Below are 16,081 nucleotides of genomic sequence, written 5' to 3'. Positions count from 1 at the left end.
CGCAGACTTCAACACAAGGCGCAGGTATGGCAGAGCAGGATATTATTTATATCGCGATGCTGACGGAGGTGGGCGCGGCACAGTTGGCCAAGTCCATTGCCAACGGGACACCGTGGAAAATTCCCAAGATGGCGGTCGGGGATGGCAACGGGGTCACGCCGCTACCGTCGAAATTGCAAAAGAAGCTCATCGGCGAAAAATACCGTTTCAATTTGAACCGGCTCACGGCGCAAAGCGAAAAATCGGCGATCGTCGCCGAGGGCATTCTGTTGCCCGAGATGGGCGGCTGGTGGGTGCGCGAGGTCGGCCTGTACGACGACGCCGGGCTACTGATCGCCGTGGCCAGCTACCCGGCCACCTACAAGCCGGTACGCGAGCAGGGCAGCGGCCGCACCCAAGTGATCCGCCTGGTGATTCAGGTCAGCAGCACGGCCACCGTGCAAATCATCAACGACCCGAACACGGTCACGGCGACCCTCGGCGTGGTCCAGGAGGCGATCGACCAGGGCGAGGCGGCCAGCGCTCGCAAGCTGAAGACGCTGCGCGCCATCGCGCTCACGGGCGACGCCACGGGGCAGGGCCAGTTCGACGGCTCGGCGCCGTTGAGCATCGCCCTGGCGCTGTCCAAGACCGGCGTCGCCGGGGGCACTTACACCAAAGTCACGGTCGACGACAAAGGCCGGGTGAAATCGGCGGGCAATCTGGCGGCGGCGGACATTCCGGCGCTCGATGCCAGCAAGATCACCAGCGGCACGCTGGACCGCAACACCACCGGCAACGCGGGCACGGCGACCAAGTTGCAGACCTCGCGCAAGATCAGTTACAGCGGCGACCTGGCGGGCAATGGCCTGTTTGATGGCTCGGGCAACGTCGATATCAACTTGACGCTGGGCAACAGCGGCGTGTCGGCCGGCAGTTACGGCAAGGTCCGGGTCAATGCCAAGGGCCTGGTGGTGGAAGGCATGGGCCTGACGGCGGCGGACATTCCGGCGCTCGATGCCAGCAAGATCACCAGCGGCACCCTGACCCGCAACACCACGGGCAATGCGGCCAGCGCGTCGCAGTGGCAGAGCGGGCGTTACCTGAGCTTTTCCGGCGCCGCCGTTGGCGGGGCCTGGCTCAGTGGCCTTTCGGACGTCAACGTGCCGCTGACGTTGGCCGGCTTTGATGCCAGCGCCATGGTCTCGGGTCAACTGCCGCTGTGGCGCGGCGGCACCGGCGGCTGGGACGCGGCATCGGCCCGGGCGAACATTGGCGCCGCGTCGCCGGCGTCGCTGTGGCACAGCGCCAATGGTTTCTGGTGGGATAAAAACACCGGGCTGTTTGTGCAATGGGGCGTGCGCGAACTCGGGGACATGCCCGGCGGGATGTGGAACGTGGCGTTTGGCTTCAACTGGGCCTTTGATACGGCACCTTTCATTGTCCTGCCGGTGATCACCCAACTGCCTGGCGGCCGGACGGCGGCCGCGACGGTCACCTGTGCAGTGAACGAAGGTGCAACGACCACCACCGGCTTCACCATGAGTTTCACTGAGCATGACAACAACGTGCAGAACTTCGGCGTGCGCTGGCTCGCCGTGGGCTACCGCTTGAGCCCGATGTAATTCAGGCAATACCCCGTTTCACGCAACCGCCAATTGGGCGGTTTTTTCGTTTCTTAGGAGAGCGTTTTATGAGTGGCTTCTTTCACGGTGTCACGACCAGCCTTGTCGAGTCCGGCGCCCGCATTATCAGCTTGCCGTCGTCGTCGATCATCGGCCTGGTCGACACCTTCACCCCGGGGCTGGGGCTGGTCGAGGACAACGTGCCCACCCTGCTGACCAGCCCGCGCGAGGCGGTGGCCGCGTTTGGCGCTAATTCGCCGATCACCAAGGCGGCGCTTACCATTTTTGACCAGGCGGCGGCGGTCATTGTCGCGGTCGGTGTGACGTCCTCGGGCGAGGCGGCGGCGCTGACCAGCGCGGTGATCGGCGGTGTCCAGGCGAACGGTAAGCGCACCGGCCTGCAAGCCCTGCTGGACGGTAAGAGCCTGTTCAACCTGCAACCGCGGCTAGTCGTGGCGCCCAAGCACAGCGCGACCGAAGCGGTGGCCATGGCCATGGGCGTGCTGGTGGGCAAGCTGGGCGCAATCGGCATCGTCGACGGCCCGGGCACGACCGACGAGGCGGCGATTGCCTACGCCACCGAGCTGAGCAACAAACGCCTGTTCCTGGTCGACCCGGGCATCAAGCGCTGGAACACCACCACCGACGCCGAAGAGATCCTGCCGGCCTCGGCCATGATGGCCGGGCTGTTCGCGCAGACCGACGCGCGTTATGGCTTCTGGTCGTCGCCGTCGAACAAGGAAATCGCCGGCATCACCGGCACCGGCCGCGCCGTGGAGTACTTGGACAACGACCCGTCGTGCCGGGCCAACATCCTCAACAACGCCAAGATCACCACCATCATTCGCGACGGCGGCTATCGGGCGTGGGGCAACCGCACCCTGTCCAGCGATGAAAAATGGTCGTTTGTCACCCGTGTGCGCACCGTCGACATGGTCATGGCGGCGATTCAGGCGGGCCACCGTTGGGCGGTCGACCTGGGCATCACCAAGACCTACATCAAGGAAGTGACCGAAGGCCTCAACGCCTTTATGCGCGACCTCAAGGCCCAGGGCGCGGTGATCAACTTCGAAGTGTTTGCCGACCCCGAGCGCAACACCGCGAGCCAGATCGAGCAGGGCAAGGTGGTCTGGTCGATTCGTTTCTCTGATGTGCCGCCGGCGGAAAACCCGATCTTTGAGGTCGAGGTAACCAACCAGTGGATGACCGAAGTTCTCGACGTAGCCTAAGGAGGCGCGCAAATGATTCCTGAAGTACTGCACAACACCAACATGTTTGTCGGTGGTATCAGCCTGCAAGGCGATGTGCCGAGCCTGAGCTTGCCCAAGCTCACGGTCAAGGTCGAGGACTACCGCGCCGGCGGCATGGATGCGCCGATCGACATGGACATGGGCCTGGAGAAACTGGACGCCAGTTTCACCACCAACGGCGTGCGCCGCGAGGTGCTGAAGCACTTCGGCGCCTTCGACCAAACCAGCTTTAACGCGTCGTTCCGGGGCGCGTTCAAGGGCCAGAAGGGCGCGACCAAGGCGGTGGTGGCCACCCTGCGTGGCGGCTTGCGTGAGGTCGATCCGGGGGAGTGGAAGGCGGGCGAAAAAGCCGAGTTCAAATACTCGGTGTCTGTGACCTATTACAAGCTGGAAATCGACGGCCGGGTGATTTTCGAAATCGACCCGGTCAACTGCGTGCGCGTCATTGATGGCGTGGATCAACTGGCCGCTGAGCGCGCCGCCCTGGGCATTTAAGGACTAAGACGATGACGACTACCAAGAAACTGCCAAGCTGGCTGGAGCTGACCGACGAGGGCGCAAACATCACCTTGCGCAAGGCTTCGGAGATCAACCAGGTGAAAGTCCAGCGCGTTAGCCTGCGCGCGCCCACGGTGGCCGATTTGCGCGCCGCCACCCTGCAAGCCGCTGGCGATGCGGAAAAGCGCGAGGTGATCCTGTTCGCCTCGTTGGCGGACGCCGGCACCAAGGACATGGAGGCGCTGACGATCGTGGACTACAACCGCATTCAGGCCGGCTATTTTCGCCTGGTCGAAGATGATGAGCCTTACCCCTACGACAATTAAGGCGGTGGCCAAGCGGCTGGCCCGGGAGACGCATTTCTCGGCCAGCGAAATCGAAGCCATGCGGTTCGACCGCATGCTTTGGTGGCTCACGGATTGAGCCTTTCCCTTCGTTTCGCGTAACAGGGCATTCCTATGGCAAACAAGATGGCGCTCGGCCTGGTGATCGGCGGCGCGGTCAGCTCGACCGTGGGCGCCGCATTCCGGGACGTGGAAAACCGCGTCAAGACGCTGAGTGACAAGGGCAAAAAAGCGCGGGTGCTGCAAAGCAGCATCGGCGAAACTATGCGCCTGCGCGATGAGTGGAAAAAGGCCCACGACGCGGGCGAAAAAGGCGCCGCCGCGCTACAGCGACGCCTGGAAAACAACCTAACAGTGTTGCGCAAGGAGGGCATCGAGGTCGGCCGCCTGGCGCGCGAATATGACCGCCTGGGCCGGGCTGGGCGCAGCGCGGAGTTGCAGGCCAAGGGGCACCACCAGATTGACCAGGGCAAGCAGGCGCTACGCAATGGCATTGCGCAGGCTACGGTCGGTGCCGGCCTGGTGGCGATCCCGACCAAGGTCAGCGCGGACTATCAGGCGATCATTCGGGACATTGCGATCAAGGCCGGGGTGGCCAGGACCGACCAGGAAGCGCAGGTGTCGCGCCGGGTGATTCAGACCTCGCAAGACGTCGGCATGGGTCGCAATGACGTGGCTGATGTGGTGAACCAGTTGGTCGGCGCCGGAATGGAGCTGCGCCAAGCGCTGGAGTTCGCCCCGGTGGCGGCCAAGTTTGTGATCGGTCAGGGCTCGACCGGGGTCGACACCGCTAAGATGATCTACGCGCTGCAAAGCAACGCCAAGATCACCGACCCCAAGCAGCTGGAAAAGGCCCTGGAGGCAGTCGCCTATCAAGGCCAGGCGGGTAGCTTCGAAGCCAGCGACATGGCGCGTTGGTTCCCGGAACTGCTGGCCGGTATGCAGAAACAAGGCATCACCGGCATGGATGCGGTGACGCAACTGGGCTCGATGCTCCAGGTGCAGATGAAGACCGCCGGCACCGCCGACGAGGCAGCCAACAACCTCAAGAACTGGATCGAAAAAATCGGTTCCGGGGATGTGGTCAAGTCATATGCAGACGCGGGGATTGATTACCAGAAGTCGCTCAATGACGGCATTCAAAATGGCATGTCGACGCTGGAGGCGAGTTTTGGCTTGGCCAAGCGGTATGTCGAAGCCACCGACCCGAAAAAGGCTCAGGCCATGGCCGAGGCGACGGCCAAGATCAACCAGGAGACCGACCCGGCCAAGGCCAAGGAAATGCTCGCCAACCTGGAGCAGATGCTGCGCACCGGCGACATTTTTGCGGACATGCAGGTCAAGTCGGCGCTGGCCGCCTACGTGCAGAACAAGGCCTTGTATGACCAGCTGAAAAAGGATGCGGGCAACGCCTCGGGCATCCTCGACAAGAACCTGGCAGAGCGTCGCGATACCTCGTCGCAAAAGTGGAGCGAGGCGCTGCAAGCGGGCAACGAGGCGTTGCGCAGTGTGGGTGACGCGATTCGCCCGGCCACCGATGCGCTGGCCAGCGGGTTGGCCTCGGCGGCCAAGGGCATTACAAGTATCAGCGATGCGTCGCCGACGCTGGTCATGGGCCTGACCGGCCTGGGCGCCAGTGCGCTGGCGGCCATGACGGTGCTGAAAACCATCAAGATCGGCCAGGGCCTGCTCAATTTAACTCGGGGGCGGTTGGGCGCGCGTGACGGCGGGGCCCCGGATGACGATGCGCCGGCGCCGCCAGCCGGCGCACGGCGTGATCCGGTGGAGACCGGCCGGACGGTGCTCGATGCCCTGGGCGGCGGCAAGCCTGGCGAAACGGCCGGCGCCGCGCACATTCAAAAGGTCTTTGTGGTCAACGCCGGCGACTTCGGCGGCCCGGGCGCGGGGGCCGGCAGTCGTCGTGCACCGCGTCGGTCGCGCCGGCCCGGGCCGCGACCGGCCCCTCGACCGGCACCGCCACCGCGACCGGTATCGCCACCGGTGGCCCCGTCGTCGCCCGCCGGGTTCGGCCTCAAGGATGTGGTCGGGACGGTGAGCAAGCTTGGCAAGCTGGGCAAGGCGCTCCCGGGCGAAACGGTGGTTGAGGCGGGTATCAAGGTCTTTGAGACGTACAACACGGCCAAGACCGACGACGAGAAGGGCGAAGGCTACGGCGCCGCCGCCGGCGGCCTGGCGGGAACCATGGCCGGTGCGGCCGCCGGCGCGGCGATCGGTTCGGTGGTGCCCATCCTCGGCACGGCGGTGGGCGGCATGGTCGGCGCCATACTGGGCGCGATGGGGGGCGAATCGCTGGGGGCGATGCTGGGCAAGTCGACGCTGGCCAAGTCGCTGTTTGGCAGTGAGTCGGCGCCGGGGGATGTCGTGCGCTCGATGACGGCCCCGGCGGGTCCGCCGCTACCGCCGTCGCCGCTGTTGCTCAAGCCGGAGATCCAGCCGGCCGCGATCGATCAGAAAATCACCTTTGCCCCGCATATGCCGATCACGATCGAGGGCGACGTAAAGGACCCGGCGGAGTTGACCCGCCAGCTGGACACGATGTTGCAGGACCGATTCCGCGACTTTTCGCGGGAGCTGGAAGACTCGGCCCGCCGAGCCAATGCTCGCCAACTGTACGACAGCCCGCACGTCGGGTAAGGAGGTGCCATGGCCTACATGGAGCAGATGCAAAACACCCTCGGTTATCTGGCGTCGGCCGGTGAGGCGGGGCGGCGCAACCTGGACGGCATGCTGGGCCCGGTCAACGGTGCGATCAGTGAAATCACTGGCGCCGCTTCGGAGCTGGAAAGCCTGCCGATCGTCGGGCCGATCGTCGGTGAGAAACTGCAACGGGTGATGCGCGGCATCAACACCGCCCAGGCCAATGTCGGCAAGGTGGTGGCGGTCTACAACCAGGCCACGCGCGCCGTGTCGCAGATCGATGAGCGCTTAGGCGTGCTGGGTGCGCAGGCGGCCCGGGCCAAAAGCGCGATCAACCAGATCGCCGGCAAGCTCAATCCGGCGTTGGCCGACATCTTGCCCACCAGCGTGTTTGCTCCTAACGAAACGCCGGCGGTGGAGGCGATCAAGGCCTTTCCGCACCTGCTGATTCTCCAACCGCACAAGACCACCGCGCAGCCGTATTACTTCAATCTGGACACGGCCGCCTTTGACGAGTTGCGCCGGCAAAGCGCGTTTCGCTGGGCCAGCCAGGAGCGGCTAACGCGGCGCCAGGCGCAACAGGCGGTCGGCATCGGCGATGAGAAAATGACCCTCAAGGGCGCGATCTTTCCCGGGCACAAGGGCGGGCTCAAGCAGCTGGACACCCTGCGCAGCATCGGCAACCAGTTGCTGCCGCTGGGGTTGACCACCGGTTATGGCCTGGTCCTGGGCGATTGGTGCCTGACCAACATCGAGGAAGAACAAAGCGCCCTGTTGCAGGGCGGTATCCCGCGCAAACAAGCCTTTACTCTGGAGTTTGTCCGCTATGGCGAGGACTTGCAGAACCTCTGACGGAGACGTGTTGTACACCCTCTGTCACAACTATTACGGCCACCTGGACGGCAGCGTCGAGGCGGTCCTTGCGGTCAATCCCGGGTTGTCGGTCGAGGTCCAGCCGTATCGCGGCGGGCTGCTGATCGCGCTGCCCGACCTGGCCCGGGCCAGCGATGACCAGGTGATCCAGTTGTGGTCTTAAGCGTTACGCGTAACGACCTGTTGAAATTCCCCCGAGCCCCGCCTTAATGCGGGGCTTTTTGTTGGAGTCGCCATGACCCCCCTGTTTCGTATCGTTGCCAACGGCAGCGACATCACCCGCCTGATCAACGACCGCCTGCTGTTGCTGCGCACCCTGGATAAACCTGGCATGGAGTCGGACGAATTCGAATTGCGCATTGATGACCGGGACAGCGCCGTGTCGCTGCCCGGGCGCGGGGCCAGCATCGAAATCTATTTGGGCTATGCCGAAACCAGCCTGGTGCGCCTGGGGCGTTACACGGTCGACGAGATCGAGCTGTCCGGCCCGCCGGATACCCTGGTGATCCGGGGCAAGGCCAGCGACATGCGCGGCAGTGGCAAGACCACGCGCAGCGGCAGTTGGGAAGGCGTCAGCCTGGCCGCGATCGTGGCCACCGTCGCCCGGCGCAACGGCTGGGAGCCGGCCTGTACCGTGGGCACGATCGTGCCCCGGGCTGACCAGCTCGGCGAATCGGATTTTAATTTCATCACCCGGCTGGCCAAGCAGCACGATTGCACCGCCAAGGTGGCGGACGGCAAGCTGTTGGTGATGCCGCGTCAGGGTGGCGTCACGGCCAGCGGCAAGGCCTTTGGCGTCGTGACCATCACCCGGGCCGACGTCAGCCGCTTTTCATTCCGCCTCGGCGATCGCTCGACCCACAAGGCGGTCAATGCGCAGTACCAGGACAAGACCACCGGCAAGCTGGCGGTGGTCAGTCTGAGCAACCCCGACGCGCCGGACGGCCTGCCGCCGGTGCATACCGATCGGCATATTCACCCGACCAAGACCGCCGCCGAGCAGGCCGTCAAGGCGCGCCTGGCCGCGTTCAACCGTTCGACCGCCGCTGTGCGCCTGGAAATGCCCGGGCGTACCGACCTCTTTGCCGAGCGGGTGATTAACGCATCGGGCTTCAAGGTCGGGCTCGATGGTGAGTACCTGGTCGATTCCCTGGAACAGGTATTCACCCAATCCGGCTGGTCGACCACGGTTGAATGCAACGGCGGCAAGCAGGGCAAGGCCAAGGCCAAGGGCAAGGGCAAGGGCAAGAAGCCCTCCACGCCGCTGAAAGTCGTTTCCCCGCAGTGATCCCCCTTTTTCTCTGGCCGCCTACGGGCGGTTTTTTTATGCCTGGAGTTCATGCAATGGCTTACCCCCCGCTTACCCAACAGCACCTGCTGGCCATCCTGCCCAACTGCCGGCCGGTGGTCGGTGCGTTCCTGCCGGCGCTCAATCGCGCCATGGCCCGCTTTGATATCAACACCCGGGCGCGCCAGGCGGCGTTTCTGGCGCAGATCGGCCATGAGTCGGCGCAGCTGACCAAGCTGACGGAAAGCCTGTATTACAAGGACGCCGAGCGGGTCGCGCAGTTGTTCAAGTATGGCTTTGACCTTAACCATAACGGCCGCGTCGATCCGGCCGAGGTCGAGTTTGCCAAGGGCTATTTGCGCAACTCGGAAAAGCTGGCCAACCGGGTGTATGGCGGCCGTTACGGTAACGGTCCCGAGGCGTCCGGCGACGGCTACAAGTACCGTGCGCGCGGCCTGATCGGCATCACCTTTCGCGACAACTACCGGCTGTGCGGCCAGGCCCTGGGCGTCCCCCTGATCGAGCAACCCGAGCTGCTGGAGCAGGCGGAATACGCGGCGATGTCGGCGGCCTGGTTCTGGTGGGATCGCAACTTGAGCGAGAAGGCCGACCTCGGGTTATTCGACGGGATCAGCAGCGTGATCAATGGCGGCGGCAATGGCCGGGCCGAGCGTCGCGAGCTTTGGGCCAAGGCCAAGGCGGTGTTATGCGCCTGATCGACTGGATACCTGCCGGCTATCGCGCCCTGGCGCTGGTGCTCGTCCTGGTGCTGCTGGCCGGCCTGAGTGCCGGCAGCGCCTGGAAAGTGCAGGACTGGCGTTATGGTCAGGCGCTGGCCAAGCAGCGCGAGAAGGCCGCCGAAGAGCACGGCCAGCGATTGGCAGCGGTGGTGGGCCAGCTGGAGCAGCAAAAGACCGATCGCCGCGCGCTCGAGGCGCGGCTACAGACCAACGATGAAAGCCATTACCAGGAATTACAGCGTGCAGAAGTTCATCAGAAACAGTTGCGTAATCGTCTTGCTACTGGCGAGTTGCGGTTGTCAGTCCTACTCGCCAGCGGCTACGCCGCCAGTGGTGGTGGGCCAGTGTCAGCCGCCACCCGCCCCGGCGGCGTGGTTCATGGCGCCGCAAGAGCCGACCTTGAGCCAGCGCATGCGCAACGAATTATCGGCATCACCGACGACGGCGACACCGGATTGATTGCGCTGGCGGCCTGTCAGGCCTACGCCAAAGAAGTCTCAACACCGAAGTGAAAAAGAGCGACCGGGCTGGATGCGTCAACATCTGACCCCGGCCGCCGTCCCTGCAGATCGTCCCTGCAAGTCCAGCCAAGGCTCTTGCTCCGTGCACAAAGCGCGGCGAGCCTAGCACCTGTTTATCCATACAGTAAAGGTCTTGCTTAACATGTCTACTCCAATCATTCCGTGGATGGGCGGTAAACGCCGTCTGGCCGATCGCCTCATTCCACTTTTTCCGCCGCACGAATGCTACGTCGAAGTCTTTGCCGGCGGTGCCGCGCTGTACTTTATGCGCCCTCAGGCCGCGCCCGTCGAAGTCCTCAACGACATCAACGGCGACCTGGTAACGTTGTACCGCGTCGTGCAAAACCACTTGGAAGAATTTGTGCGCCAATTCAAATGGGCGCTCAGCTCCCGGCAGGTATTCGAGTGGCAGAAAATGACCCGTCCCGAAACCCTCACCGACATCCAGCGTGCCGCCCGATTCTTTTACCTGCAGCATCATGCCTTCGCCGGCAAAGTCACCGGGCAGACGTTCGGTACCGCCACCACTGGCCCGGCCATCAACCTGCTACGCATCGAGGAAAACCTCTCGGCCGCCTGGCAGCGTCTGTCGGGTACCTACGTTGAAAATCTGCCGTGGCTGGAATGCGCCGAGCGCTACGACCGTGCCCATACCTTTCATTACATGGACCCGCCTTACTGGCAGACTGCCGGCTATGGGGTGGATTTTCCGTTCGAGAACTATGAGCGGATGGCTGACTTCATGCGTCGCTGCAAAGGCAAGGTGATGGTCAGCATCAACGATCATCCAGATATCCGCCGTGTGTTTGATGGCTTTCATTTCGAGACGCTGGACATCCGGTATTGCAATACCAATCAGCGGCAAGGAAAGGCCGAGGTGAGCGGTGAACTAGTGATTATGAACTGGGCACCCGCTGTGCTAGGCGGATTGTTCTAAAAAGTAGCAAGGCGTTTCGCGTCAGTAGGGATGCTGTCGCATCAAAACTGGACATGATGCTGGCAAAATAGTAGCTTTGCGTGTTTTTTATTGTTGGGACAACGGAAATAGTAATATGACTTCAAGTTTAAATGATGTTGCTGATAAGCTAGTTGAATCTGTTAATAACAAGAAATCAAGTTATCTTAAGATTGCAAGTTTGTATGTTTTTGTATTGCTCGTGGGGGTCTTTTACTTTACAGCTCGGGCGAATCAGGAAATATTTGTGCTGTCTAGTGATACTTTAAGTGTTGTTACTCAGTTTTATAACGCTTTAGTTCTGCTTCTAATTCCTTTTTTTTGGGGAGCGCTAGGTGGAAGTGCCCGGTTGTTGCTTTCTGGTATGGAAGTACTAGAGAACTGGAGATCGATGTTGTCATCAGGAATGATGGGAGCGTTTTCATGGTTGAGCATTAAGAGCAAGGTTTTCTTGTCTTTGGTTGCTCCATATATTGCTCATGAGCAGCTAGTGGGCGGAGTCAGCGATAAGGTTGCTTTGGCGGGGAATGAATTTTACTCCTTGACATTGGTCGCCGTCATTGTCGGGATGTTTTCATCAAATATTTATATTGCGATCAATGAGCGAGTTGAGTTGGCGACTCGCAGTCGTGTTGCGAATTCTTCACGTGAAGGCTCTAGTAGTAGCTAGCTTAATAATTACCCGCGTACGCGTGGGGAAGCACTCTTAGTGCGTCCGCAACCCTGTAATCAGATTTCTATTGCAGGGTTGTCGTCAAATCATTGTTCTCTTAATAGAAGCTCAGAATCAATAATTGCCAAAAGCTTGGATTTCATCAGAAAAGTCGATTGTGGCAAAAATGGAATACCGCCAATTTCTACTTGGGAAATACTTCTGTAAAATTTGTGTGATTGGTAGGTTGTCTCATCTGAGAGAGGAAATAAAACTACCGCTCCTTGTACGACGCCGGTTATATATTCATTAGGGCGCATCGGGTGTGGTATAGCAATGGCATCCCGATATCGATGCATAGTATTAATATCTTCGACGGTCGGGCCTGGTCCACCGTAGTGATTAGTGTATTCTCTGTCGAACTGTATGCGGTATTTCGCATCAAATATATAAAATCGTTTATCACTTGTAATTTGAATTACATTGTCAGGTTTTTGTGCGATCGTTGGCAGTCTGCCGAACAGCCTATTATATATGACGTAAATTTTCTGGTTTGTTGGGCGGTGTAAGAAGCGCATTGCAGCAGTGACGCCCTTCGCCAACGTGATTGTAGTTCTGAAGCGATTCACTTTGACGACTGTTTGCTCCTCTAATTCAAATCGCTCGCAGAGCAATTCGACAATTTTCAAAAAGCACCAGTATTCATAAAGCAGCGCCGTGTCTTTTACTCCGATTGGAACTATGTTGCCCGTAAATGAAAGCCCGCCATTTAGTAGTCTAGCTATCTTGTCGATGCGCGAATAAACCGGATGCTTGTGAAAGACCATTGAACTTGGTTGTAACAGAGTCGCCTCACCGACAGCAGCAAGGAATGGTGCTTTCAATGCCGCCTCCAAACGCTGCTCCATCGCTTTCAGTTCGGAGCGAATAGAATCAAAGAAGCGCATCTCCGAATCTTGTTCGGCATCCTCGTCGCCAGTTTGACGAACGCGAGACAGGGCGCGCACATTTCGATAAGTCGCTTTCAACAACCCCTTATAGTAGCGATTTTCCTGCGTGTCGAAGGTAGTTGCGGTCACCTCTTCATTAATCTTCCGCGGTAGTGCGACATTCAGTCGTGGAATCTCGGCCCCCCCATTCTCCCGGCGCAGTGCCCGTGAGATTGTTTGGCGAGAAAGCTTACGTGCTTGCTCAGTTTTTTTCTTAACCGATTTGCGAGTCAAGCCGCTATGCGGTTTTCTAGCCACCGCATTAGTCAACTTAATGAACTCTTCAAAATTACCCTTAAGCAAGGCGAACCATTCTACAAGCGTAGGTCTGTGGGTTCGATCCGGGGCTGCAAGGCTGTAACTCTTGGAATTAGCCGTCATCGCCAAATTGCGAAGGGTCTTGGACACATCGTCGCGCATCAAAACGTAGTCGGTTCGGTAGTCAATTTTCCGCGAGAACACTTCTAGGCGAAGGGTTACAGAACCGTCTGGCGCATCTATGCGAATGTCGACAAAACCGACATTGTTTCGAAAATTGATTACATGATGCTCAGAGTTCGGACGGATGCGACGAGCCTCTGCTCCTGGCGGCAACACCACGCTTACATCCGACGACTTTTCAAGATGGATGTCGTAGGCAATTTGCTCAAAGAACAGCGGTTCGATTAATTGACCTGAAGCGGTGGGCACCAATTGTTGGGACGTACGATCCAGGGTTTGCAACCAGGAGAGCGCGCCAGTTACTGAAACTGAAAATTGCGGCATCACAGCGATGAAGGGCGGCAGATCTGGAAGCTTGCCAACAATTTCTAGCTTCCAACCCAAGCCCTCTGCTTCTAGAAGTAAAGGCATCAAGTACCCCAGTAATGAGTCGCACCGTCAACATCAAGCAGGGTGGCCATGCGTTCCACTTTTTGCTGGCTCCGAGTGAATGGCCCAGTAAAAGTGAGCGGCTCAACATTATCATCACCCATCCGCTCGCTCTTGAGCCACTCTGTAAGCGCCGTTAGCGCGTCCCCTAACTTGTCGCCGCTGCCAGAAATCTTTGGCAAAACTTTCTGAATCAGACAGAAGTCCAGCGCGGCATTGGAGCTAACAATGTCCTCCAAGCCGAGTTGCTTCCAAAAATGCAAGTAAAGCAGCACTGCGTCACGAGTGCGATAGCCAAATTTAATGCCCGCCGGAGAGAGAATGTCCTGTATCTCCTGAAGTAAACCGGCTACCTCATCAAAGAGCGCTTGGCTGTCCTGGTAGGCTTCCTGAATGGAGATAGGGTTTTTAGCGTCTACAATCAGATCCGCAAGTTTCGAAAAGTCCTCCTCTGCGGTCACAGTGAAGTTCGCAAAGGAAGTTAAGTCAGGATCGTCAAATTCAATTGTGAACGCTCGGTCAAGCACTTTTGGACTGAATGAATGGGTCGTCTCGTCCATGTTGGCGGTCCCGATAACGCGTAAATTATGGGGTAGGCCGATATTTTCAAGATGGGAATATTTGTCTGGCGGTTCTGTCGAAACTTTTGGTAGTTCGATTGGGAGCGGGTCCGTCACAATTACTCCACTGTCCCGGCGCCGAGTCTCTGCAATACTGAGAAAATCGCTGAAGTAGTGCTCTACAGGTGCGAGGTTCATTTCGTCAAGCAGGGTGATTGTAAGGGTTGATGGATTTTCTTTAGCTTTTACTATGCTGGCGATTAGTGACCCCTCAATAAACTCGGAGGGAGAAAGTGTCGGTACATAACCGAATAGGTCGCTGTTGTCGGACCATTGCGGCTGAACGGGAACAAGCTTAAATTCAGACCCAGAGTGCTTTGCAAATTTTCGTGGCAGTAGGCTCTTGCCTGTGCCGGAGATACCAGAGAGGATCACTAATGGGCTAACCATCATCGCCAGATAAAAGTTGGCGAGTTCTGCCACCGAAAATACATAGCCTTCAGATTCGATCTTCGATTGGAGACGAATCAATAGGTCGCTGGCTCGAGTTGAATTTGCGAGGGGGAGCAGCGTTGCTGGAGTGCTACGACTTACAAGACTTGGACCGAAGCGATACTCCGCTGTCGAGCTACCGTTACGCGCTTCAGATTGAGCTTTGGCCATAGCGCCAGTTTTTTCCAATAGCCCCTCCTTCATCAGTCGCTTTGGCTGATGTGGGCGAGCAGTACTTGGGATTTGAACGCCTGGGGGAGTATTTTGCCAAATCACATCAGCGGGAAATTTGAAGTCAGCACCGTTTTCGGCGTACATCTTTTTTACGGCGTTGCGCGCCAGCTCTGTAACTTGGTCGTTGGTAAGAGACATTTAGGACCCTTTTGTTTTTAGGCGGTGACGACTTTTTCTTGTGCTTTCTGTCGAAGCCCCGTGCGGTGCGCATCGAGCTGAGTTGCCAGATGCTTTGCGATGGCTTGTGCCAATCCAGGCGGAACCGCTTCCCCGATCATGTCCATGCCTACCCCCATCCGCGCGCTGTCCAAGTGTTCGTTATCGGAAGTGATGAAACGGAAGTCGTCATCAAAAGATTGAAGTCTGGCAGCCTCGCGCATGGTGATGCCACGAAGCGCTTCGGGATGAGAGAATCGACCGGAACCAAGGAAGTTTGCATTGGCCGTAATGGTCAGAGCTGGTGCATCCCACGCTAATCGAGTGTATGCGCTCCAGTAATAATCTTTATAGAAAACGGGGTTAATCTGGCCAGACTGTTCAAGCAGTTCACGAGCAACTGTGCTGGGAATCCCTTGCTCACTCGCAAATTTGGCAATGGCGATTTCATAGTCAGCGCGCATGCGTTTGCTCTCGGCGTCCCATGTTTGACCAGGGCGCATTTCCCTGATGATGTTCAGTATCGCTTGCTTGTAGGTGCGCGTAACGTGGTTGTAGGGAAATGATGACGAAGTACGCATGGCCGCTGCATATGCGCTCGGATGGCCGGCATAAAGATCCAGTCCCATGCCACCCATCTCATCCGCTTTATCAGAAGGTGTTGGTAAATCGCGGATTGCATCGCCCACAGTCACCCACGGCAAACGGCCTTGTGCCAGTAAATGCGGTTTGGAAGGGTCGGCGTGTGTCGCGGGGGGGAGCGATGCGGCTCCAATTGAACTGGCGATGAAGATGGCGCGCTCGCGTAACTGAGGAACACCATAGTCAGCAGCATTCAGTACTGCGACTTCCACCTTGTAGCCAAGGTCTTTTTCCAGCATTTCAATGACGATTTCGGAGAGTTTGCCAAGTCTGCCTTCAAAACCGTGGTTTAGCATTTGCGGAACGTTTTCAATGACCAAAAACTTTGGGCGCAGCGCCTCTGCGACTTCTAGGTAGCGCAAGACGAGGTCGTTGCGCGGGTCATGGGCCAGTTTACTGTACCCGCTGAATTTAACGATTTTCCCCTTTTCTCGATGTTCAACTCGACGCATCTGGGAGAAGCCTTGACAAGGCGGGCCGCCAATCATGCAGTCTAAATCGCCGGGCTGAACCCCGCGCTCCTTCATGGCGTTATGGATCTGCGAAATTTCCAGTGTGCGAATGTCTTCGCGAATTGTGATGGGGGGAACGTCGTCATTTCGGTGATTGTAGGCGAAGGTTCTGAGCGCCTCGGCCTTCACATCGTTGCCAAGTACAACATTAAATCGACCCGAGCGGGTAAAGCCGCGAGAGGTGCCCCCGCAACCACTAAAGAACTCGGCAAGCGTGTATTTCATTTAATGCAGTCTCATCCC

At 58.8% G+C, this 16,081-nt stretch carries 15 protein-coding genes; 12 read left to right on the top strand and 3 right to left on the bottom strand.

Features of this window, described 5'->3' with window-relative positions:
• Positions 1-26 precede the first annotated feature (26 nt).
• The 12 genes from ACM6I6_RS19385 to ACM6I6_RS19330 all read left to right on the top strand — a co-directional run bounded on the left by ACM6I6_RS19385 (position 27) and on the right by ACM6I6_RS19330 (position 11,401).
• Complete coding sequence (locus tag ACM6I6_RS19385; protein WP_414920537.1) at positions 27-1,604, top strand: phage tail protein; 1,578 nt, start codon at positions 27-29, stop codon at positions 1,602-1,604.
• A 68-nt stretch (positions 1,605-1,672) separates the two neighbouring features.
• Complete coding sequence (locus tag ACM6I6_RS19380; protein ID WP_414920536.1) at positions 1,673-2,833, top strand: phage tail sheath subtilisin-like domain-containing protein; 1,161 nt, start codon at positions 1,673-1,675, stop codon at positions 2,831-2,833.
• A 12-nt stretch (positions 2,834-2,845) separates the two neighbouring features.
• Entirely contained in the window at positions 2,846-3,349 is a 504-nt protein-coding gene (locus ACM6I6_RS19375; protein WP_414920535.1) for a phage major tail tube protein, read from the top strand.
• A gap of 11 nt (positions 3,350-3,360) precedes the next feature.
• Positions 3,361-3,678 (top strand): phage tail assembly protein, encoded by a 318-nt coding sequence (locus ACM6I6_RS19370; RefSeq protein ID WP_414920534.1) that lies wholly within the window; start codon positions 3,361-3,363, stop codon positions 3,676-3,678.
• Between the two features lie 132 nt (positions 3,679-3,810).
• Complete coding sequence (locus ACM6I6_RS19365) at positions 3,811-6,351, top strand: phage tail tape measure protein (protein WP_414920533.1); 2,541 nt, start codon at positions 3,811-3,813, stop codon at positions 6,349-6,351.
• Positions 6,352-6,360: 9 nt separating this feature from the next.
• The gene (locus ACM6I6_RS19360) at positions 6,361-7,206 is read left to right on the top strand and encodes a phage tail protein (protein WP_414920532.1); all 846 of its coding nucleotides are present in this window, start codon (positions 6,361-6,363) and stop codon (positions 7,204-7,206) included.
• The gene (locus ACM6I6_RS19355) at positions 7,181-7,390 is read left to right on the top strand and encodes a tail protein X (protein WP_414920531.1); all 210 of its coding nucleotides are present in this window, start codon (positions 7,181-7,183) and stop codon (positions 7,388-7,390) included. Before ACM6I6_RS19360 ends, ACM6I6_RS19355 begins: the two co-directional genes overlap by 26 nt.
• 72 nt (positions 7,391-7,462) lie before the next feature.
• Entirely contained in the window at positions 7,463-8,515 is a 1,053-nt protein-coding gene (locus ACM6I6_RS19350) for a phage late control D family protein (RefSeq protein ID WP_414920530.1), read from the top strand.
• Between the two features lie 56 nt (positions 8,516-8,571).
• Complete coding sequence (locus ACM6I6_RS19345; protein WP_414920529.1) at positions 8,572-9,231, top strand: glycoside hydrolase family 19 protein; 660 nt, start codon at positions 8,572-8,574, stop codon at positions 9,229-9,231.
• The gene (locus ACM6I6_RS19340; RefSeq protein WP_414920528.1) at positions 9,222-9,767 is read left to right on the top strand and encodes a lysis protein; all 546 of its coding nucleotides are present in this window, start codon (positions 9,222-9,224) and stop codon (positions 9,765-9,767) included. The genes ACM6I6_RS19345 and ACM6I6_RS19340 overlap by 10 nt, the downstream gene beginning before the upstream one ends.
• Before the next feature lie 151 nt (positions 9,768-9,918).
• Positions 9,919-10,713, top strand: a complete 795-nt coding sequence (locus tag ACM6I6_RS19335; protein ID WP_414920527.1) for a DNA adenine methylase — start codon at positions 9,919-9,921, stop codon at positions 10,711-10,713.
• Positions 10,714-10,828: 115 nt separating this feature from the next.
• Positions 10,829-11,401: a hypothetical protein gene (locus ACM6I6_RS19330; RefSeq protein ID WP_414920526.1), complete on the top strand. Its 573-nt coding sequence runs from the start codon at positions 10,829-10,831 to the stop codon at positions 11,399-11,401.
• 89 nt (positions 11,402-11,490) lie between these two features.
• Here ACM6I6_RS19330 and ACM6I6_RS19325 read toward each other — a convergent pair whose 3' ends face one another.
• Genes ACM6I6_RS19325 through ACM6I6_RS19315 form a run of 3 tightly spaced genes read right to left on the bottom strand, consistent with a single transcriptional unit; the run spans position 11,491 to position 16,063 of the window.
• On the bottom strand, positions 11,491-13,224 hold the full coding sequence (locus tag ACM6I6_RS19325) for a DUF2357 domain-containing protein (RefSeq protein WP_414920525.1): 1,734 nt from the start codon (positions 13,222-13,224) through the stop codon (positions 11,491-11,493).
• Positions 13,224-14,666 carry an McrB family protein gene (locus ACM6I6_RS19320; RefSeq protein WP_414920524.1) on the bottom strand — a complete coding sequence of 481 codons (1,443 nt, stop codon included), beginning with the start codon at positions 14,664-14,666 and terminating at the stop codon, positions 13,224-13,226. The genes ACM6I6_RS19325 and ACM6I6_RS19320 overlap by 1 nt, the downstream gene beginning before the upstream one ends.
• Before the next feature lie 17 nt (positions 14,667-14,683).
• Positions 14,684-16,063 carry a DNA cytosine methyltransferase gene (locus ACM6I6_RS19315; protein ID WP_414920523.1) on the bottom strand — a complete coding sequence of 460 codons (1,380 nt, stop codon included), beginning with the start codon at positions 16,061-16,063 and terminating at the stop codon, positions 14,684-14,686.
• Positions 16,064-16,081 lie beyond the last annotated feature (18 nt).

The organism is Pseudomonas sp. IT-P218 (assembly GCF_949767605.1).
GTDB lineage: Bacteria > Pseudomonadota > Gammaproteobacteria > Pseudomonadales > Pseudomonadaceae > Aquipseudomonas > Aquipseudomonas putida_AE.
Note: the sequence above shows the minus strand (reverse complement) of the source record. Positions and strands in the feature narration are given on the sequence as shown.

What these genes read in the sequence shown, in the direction of transcription:
- ACM6I6_RS19385 (WP_414920537.1), top strand. Translation starts at nt 27, where the DNA reads ATGGCAGAGCAGGATATTATTTATATCGCGATGCTGACGGAGGTGGGC.
- ACM6I6_RS19380 (WP_414920536.1), top strand. Translation starts at nt 1,673, where the DNA reads ATGAGTGGCTTCTTTCACGGTGTCACGACCAGCCTTGTCGAGTCCGGC.
- ACM6I6_RS19375 (WP_414920535.1), top strand. Translation starts at nt 2,846, where the DNA reads ATGATTCCTGAAGTACTGCACAACACCAACATGTTTGTCGGTGGTATC.
- ACM6I6_RS19370 (WP_414920534.1), top strand. Translation starts at nt 3,361, where the DNA reads ATGACGACTACCAAGAAACTGCCAAGCTGGCTGGAGCTGACCGACGAG.
- ACM6I6_RS19365 (WP_414920533.1), top strand. Translation starts at nt 3,811, where the DNA reads ATGGCAAACAAGATGGCGCTCGGCCTGGTGATCGGCGGCGCGGTCAGC.
- ACM6I6_RS19360 (WP_414920532.1), top strand. Translation starts at nt 6,361, where the DNA reads ATGGCCTACATGGAGCAGATGCAAAACACCCTCGGTTATCTGGCGTCG.
- ACM6I6_RS19355 (WP_414920531.1), top strand. Translation starts at nt 7,181, where the DNA reads ATGGCGAGGACTTGCAGAACCTCTGACGGAGACGTGTTGTACACCCTC.
- ACM6I6_RS19350 (WP_414920530.1), top strand. Translation starts at nt 7,463, where the DNA reads ATGACCCCCCTGTTTCGTATCGTTGCCAACGGCAGCGACATCACCCGC.
- ACM6I6_RS19345 (WP_414920529.1), top strand. Translation starts at nt 8,572, where the DNA reads ATGGCTTACCCCCCGCTTACCCAACAGCACCTGCTGGCCATCCTGCCC.
- ACM6I6_RS19340 (WP_414920528.1), top strand. Translation starts at nt 9,222, where the DNA reads ATGCGCCTGATCGACTGGATACCTGCCGGCTATCGCGCCCTGGCGCTG.
- ACM6I6_RS19335 (WP_414920527.1), top strand. Translation starts at nt 9,919, where the DNA reads ATGTCTACTCCAATCATTCCGTGGATGGGCGGTAAACGCCGTCTGGCC.
- ACM6I6_RS19330 (WP_414920526.1), top strand. Translation starts at nt 10,829, where the DNA reads ATGACTTCAAGTTTAAATGATGTTGCTGATAAGCTAGTTGAATCTGTT.
- ACM6I6_RS19325 (WP_414920525.1), bottom strand. Translation starts at nt 13,224, where the DNA reads ATGCCTTTACTTCTAGAAGCAGAGGGCTTGGGTTGGAAGCTAGAAATT.
- ACM6I6_RS19320 (WP_414920524.1), bottom strand. Translation starts at nt 14,666, where the DNA reads ATGTCTCTTACCAACGACCAAGTTACAGAGCTGGCGCGCAACGCCGTA.
- ACM6I6_RS19315 (WP_414920523.1), bottom strand. Translation starts at nt 16,063, where the DNA reads ATGAAATACACGCTTGCCGAGTTCTTTAGTGGTTGCGGGGGCACCTCT.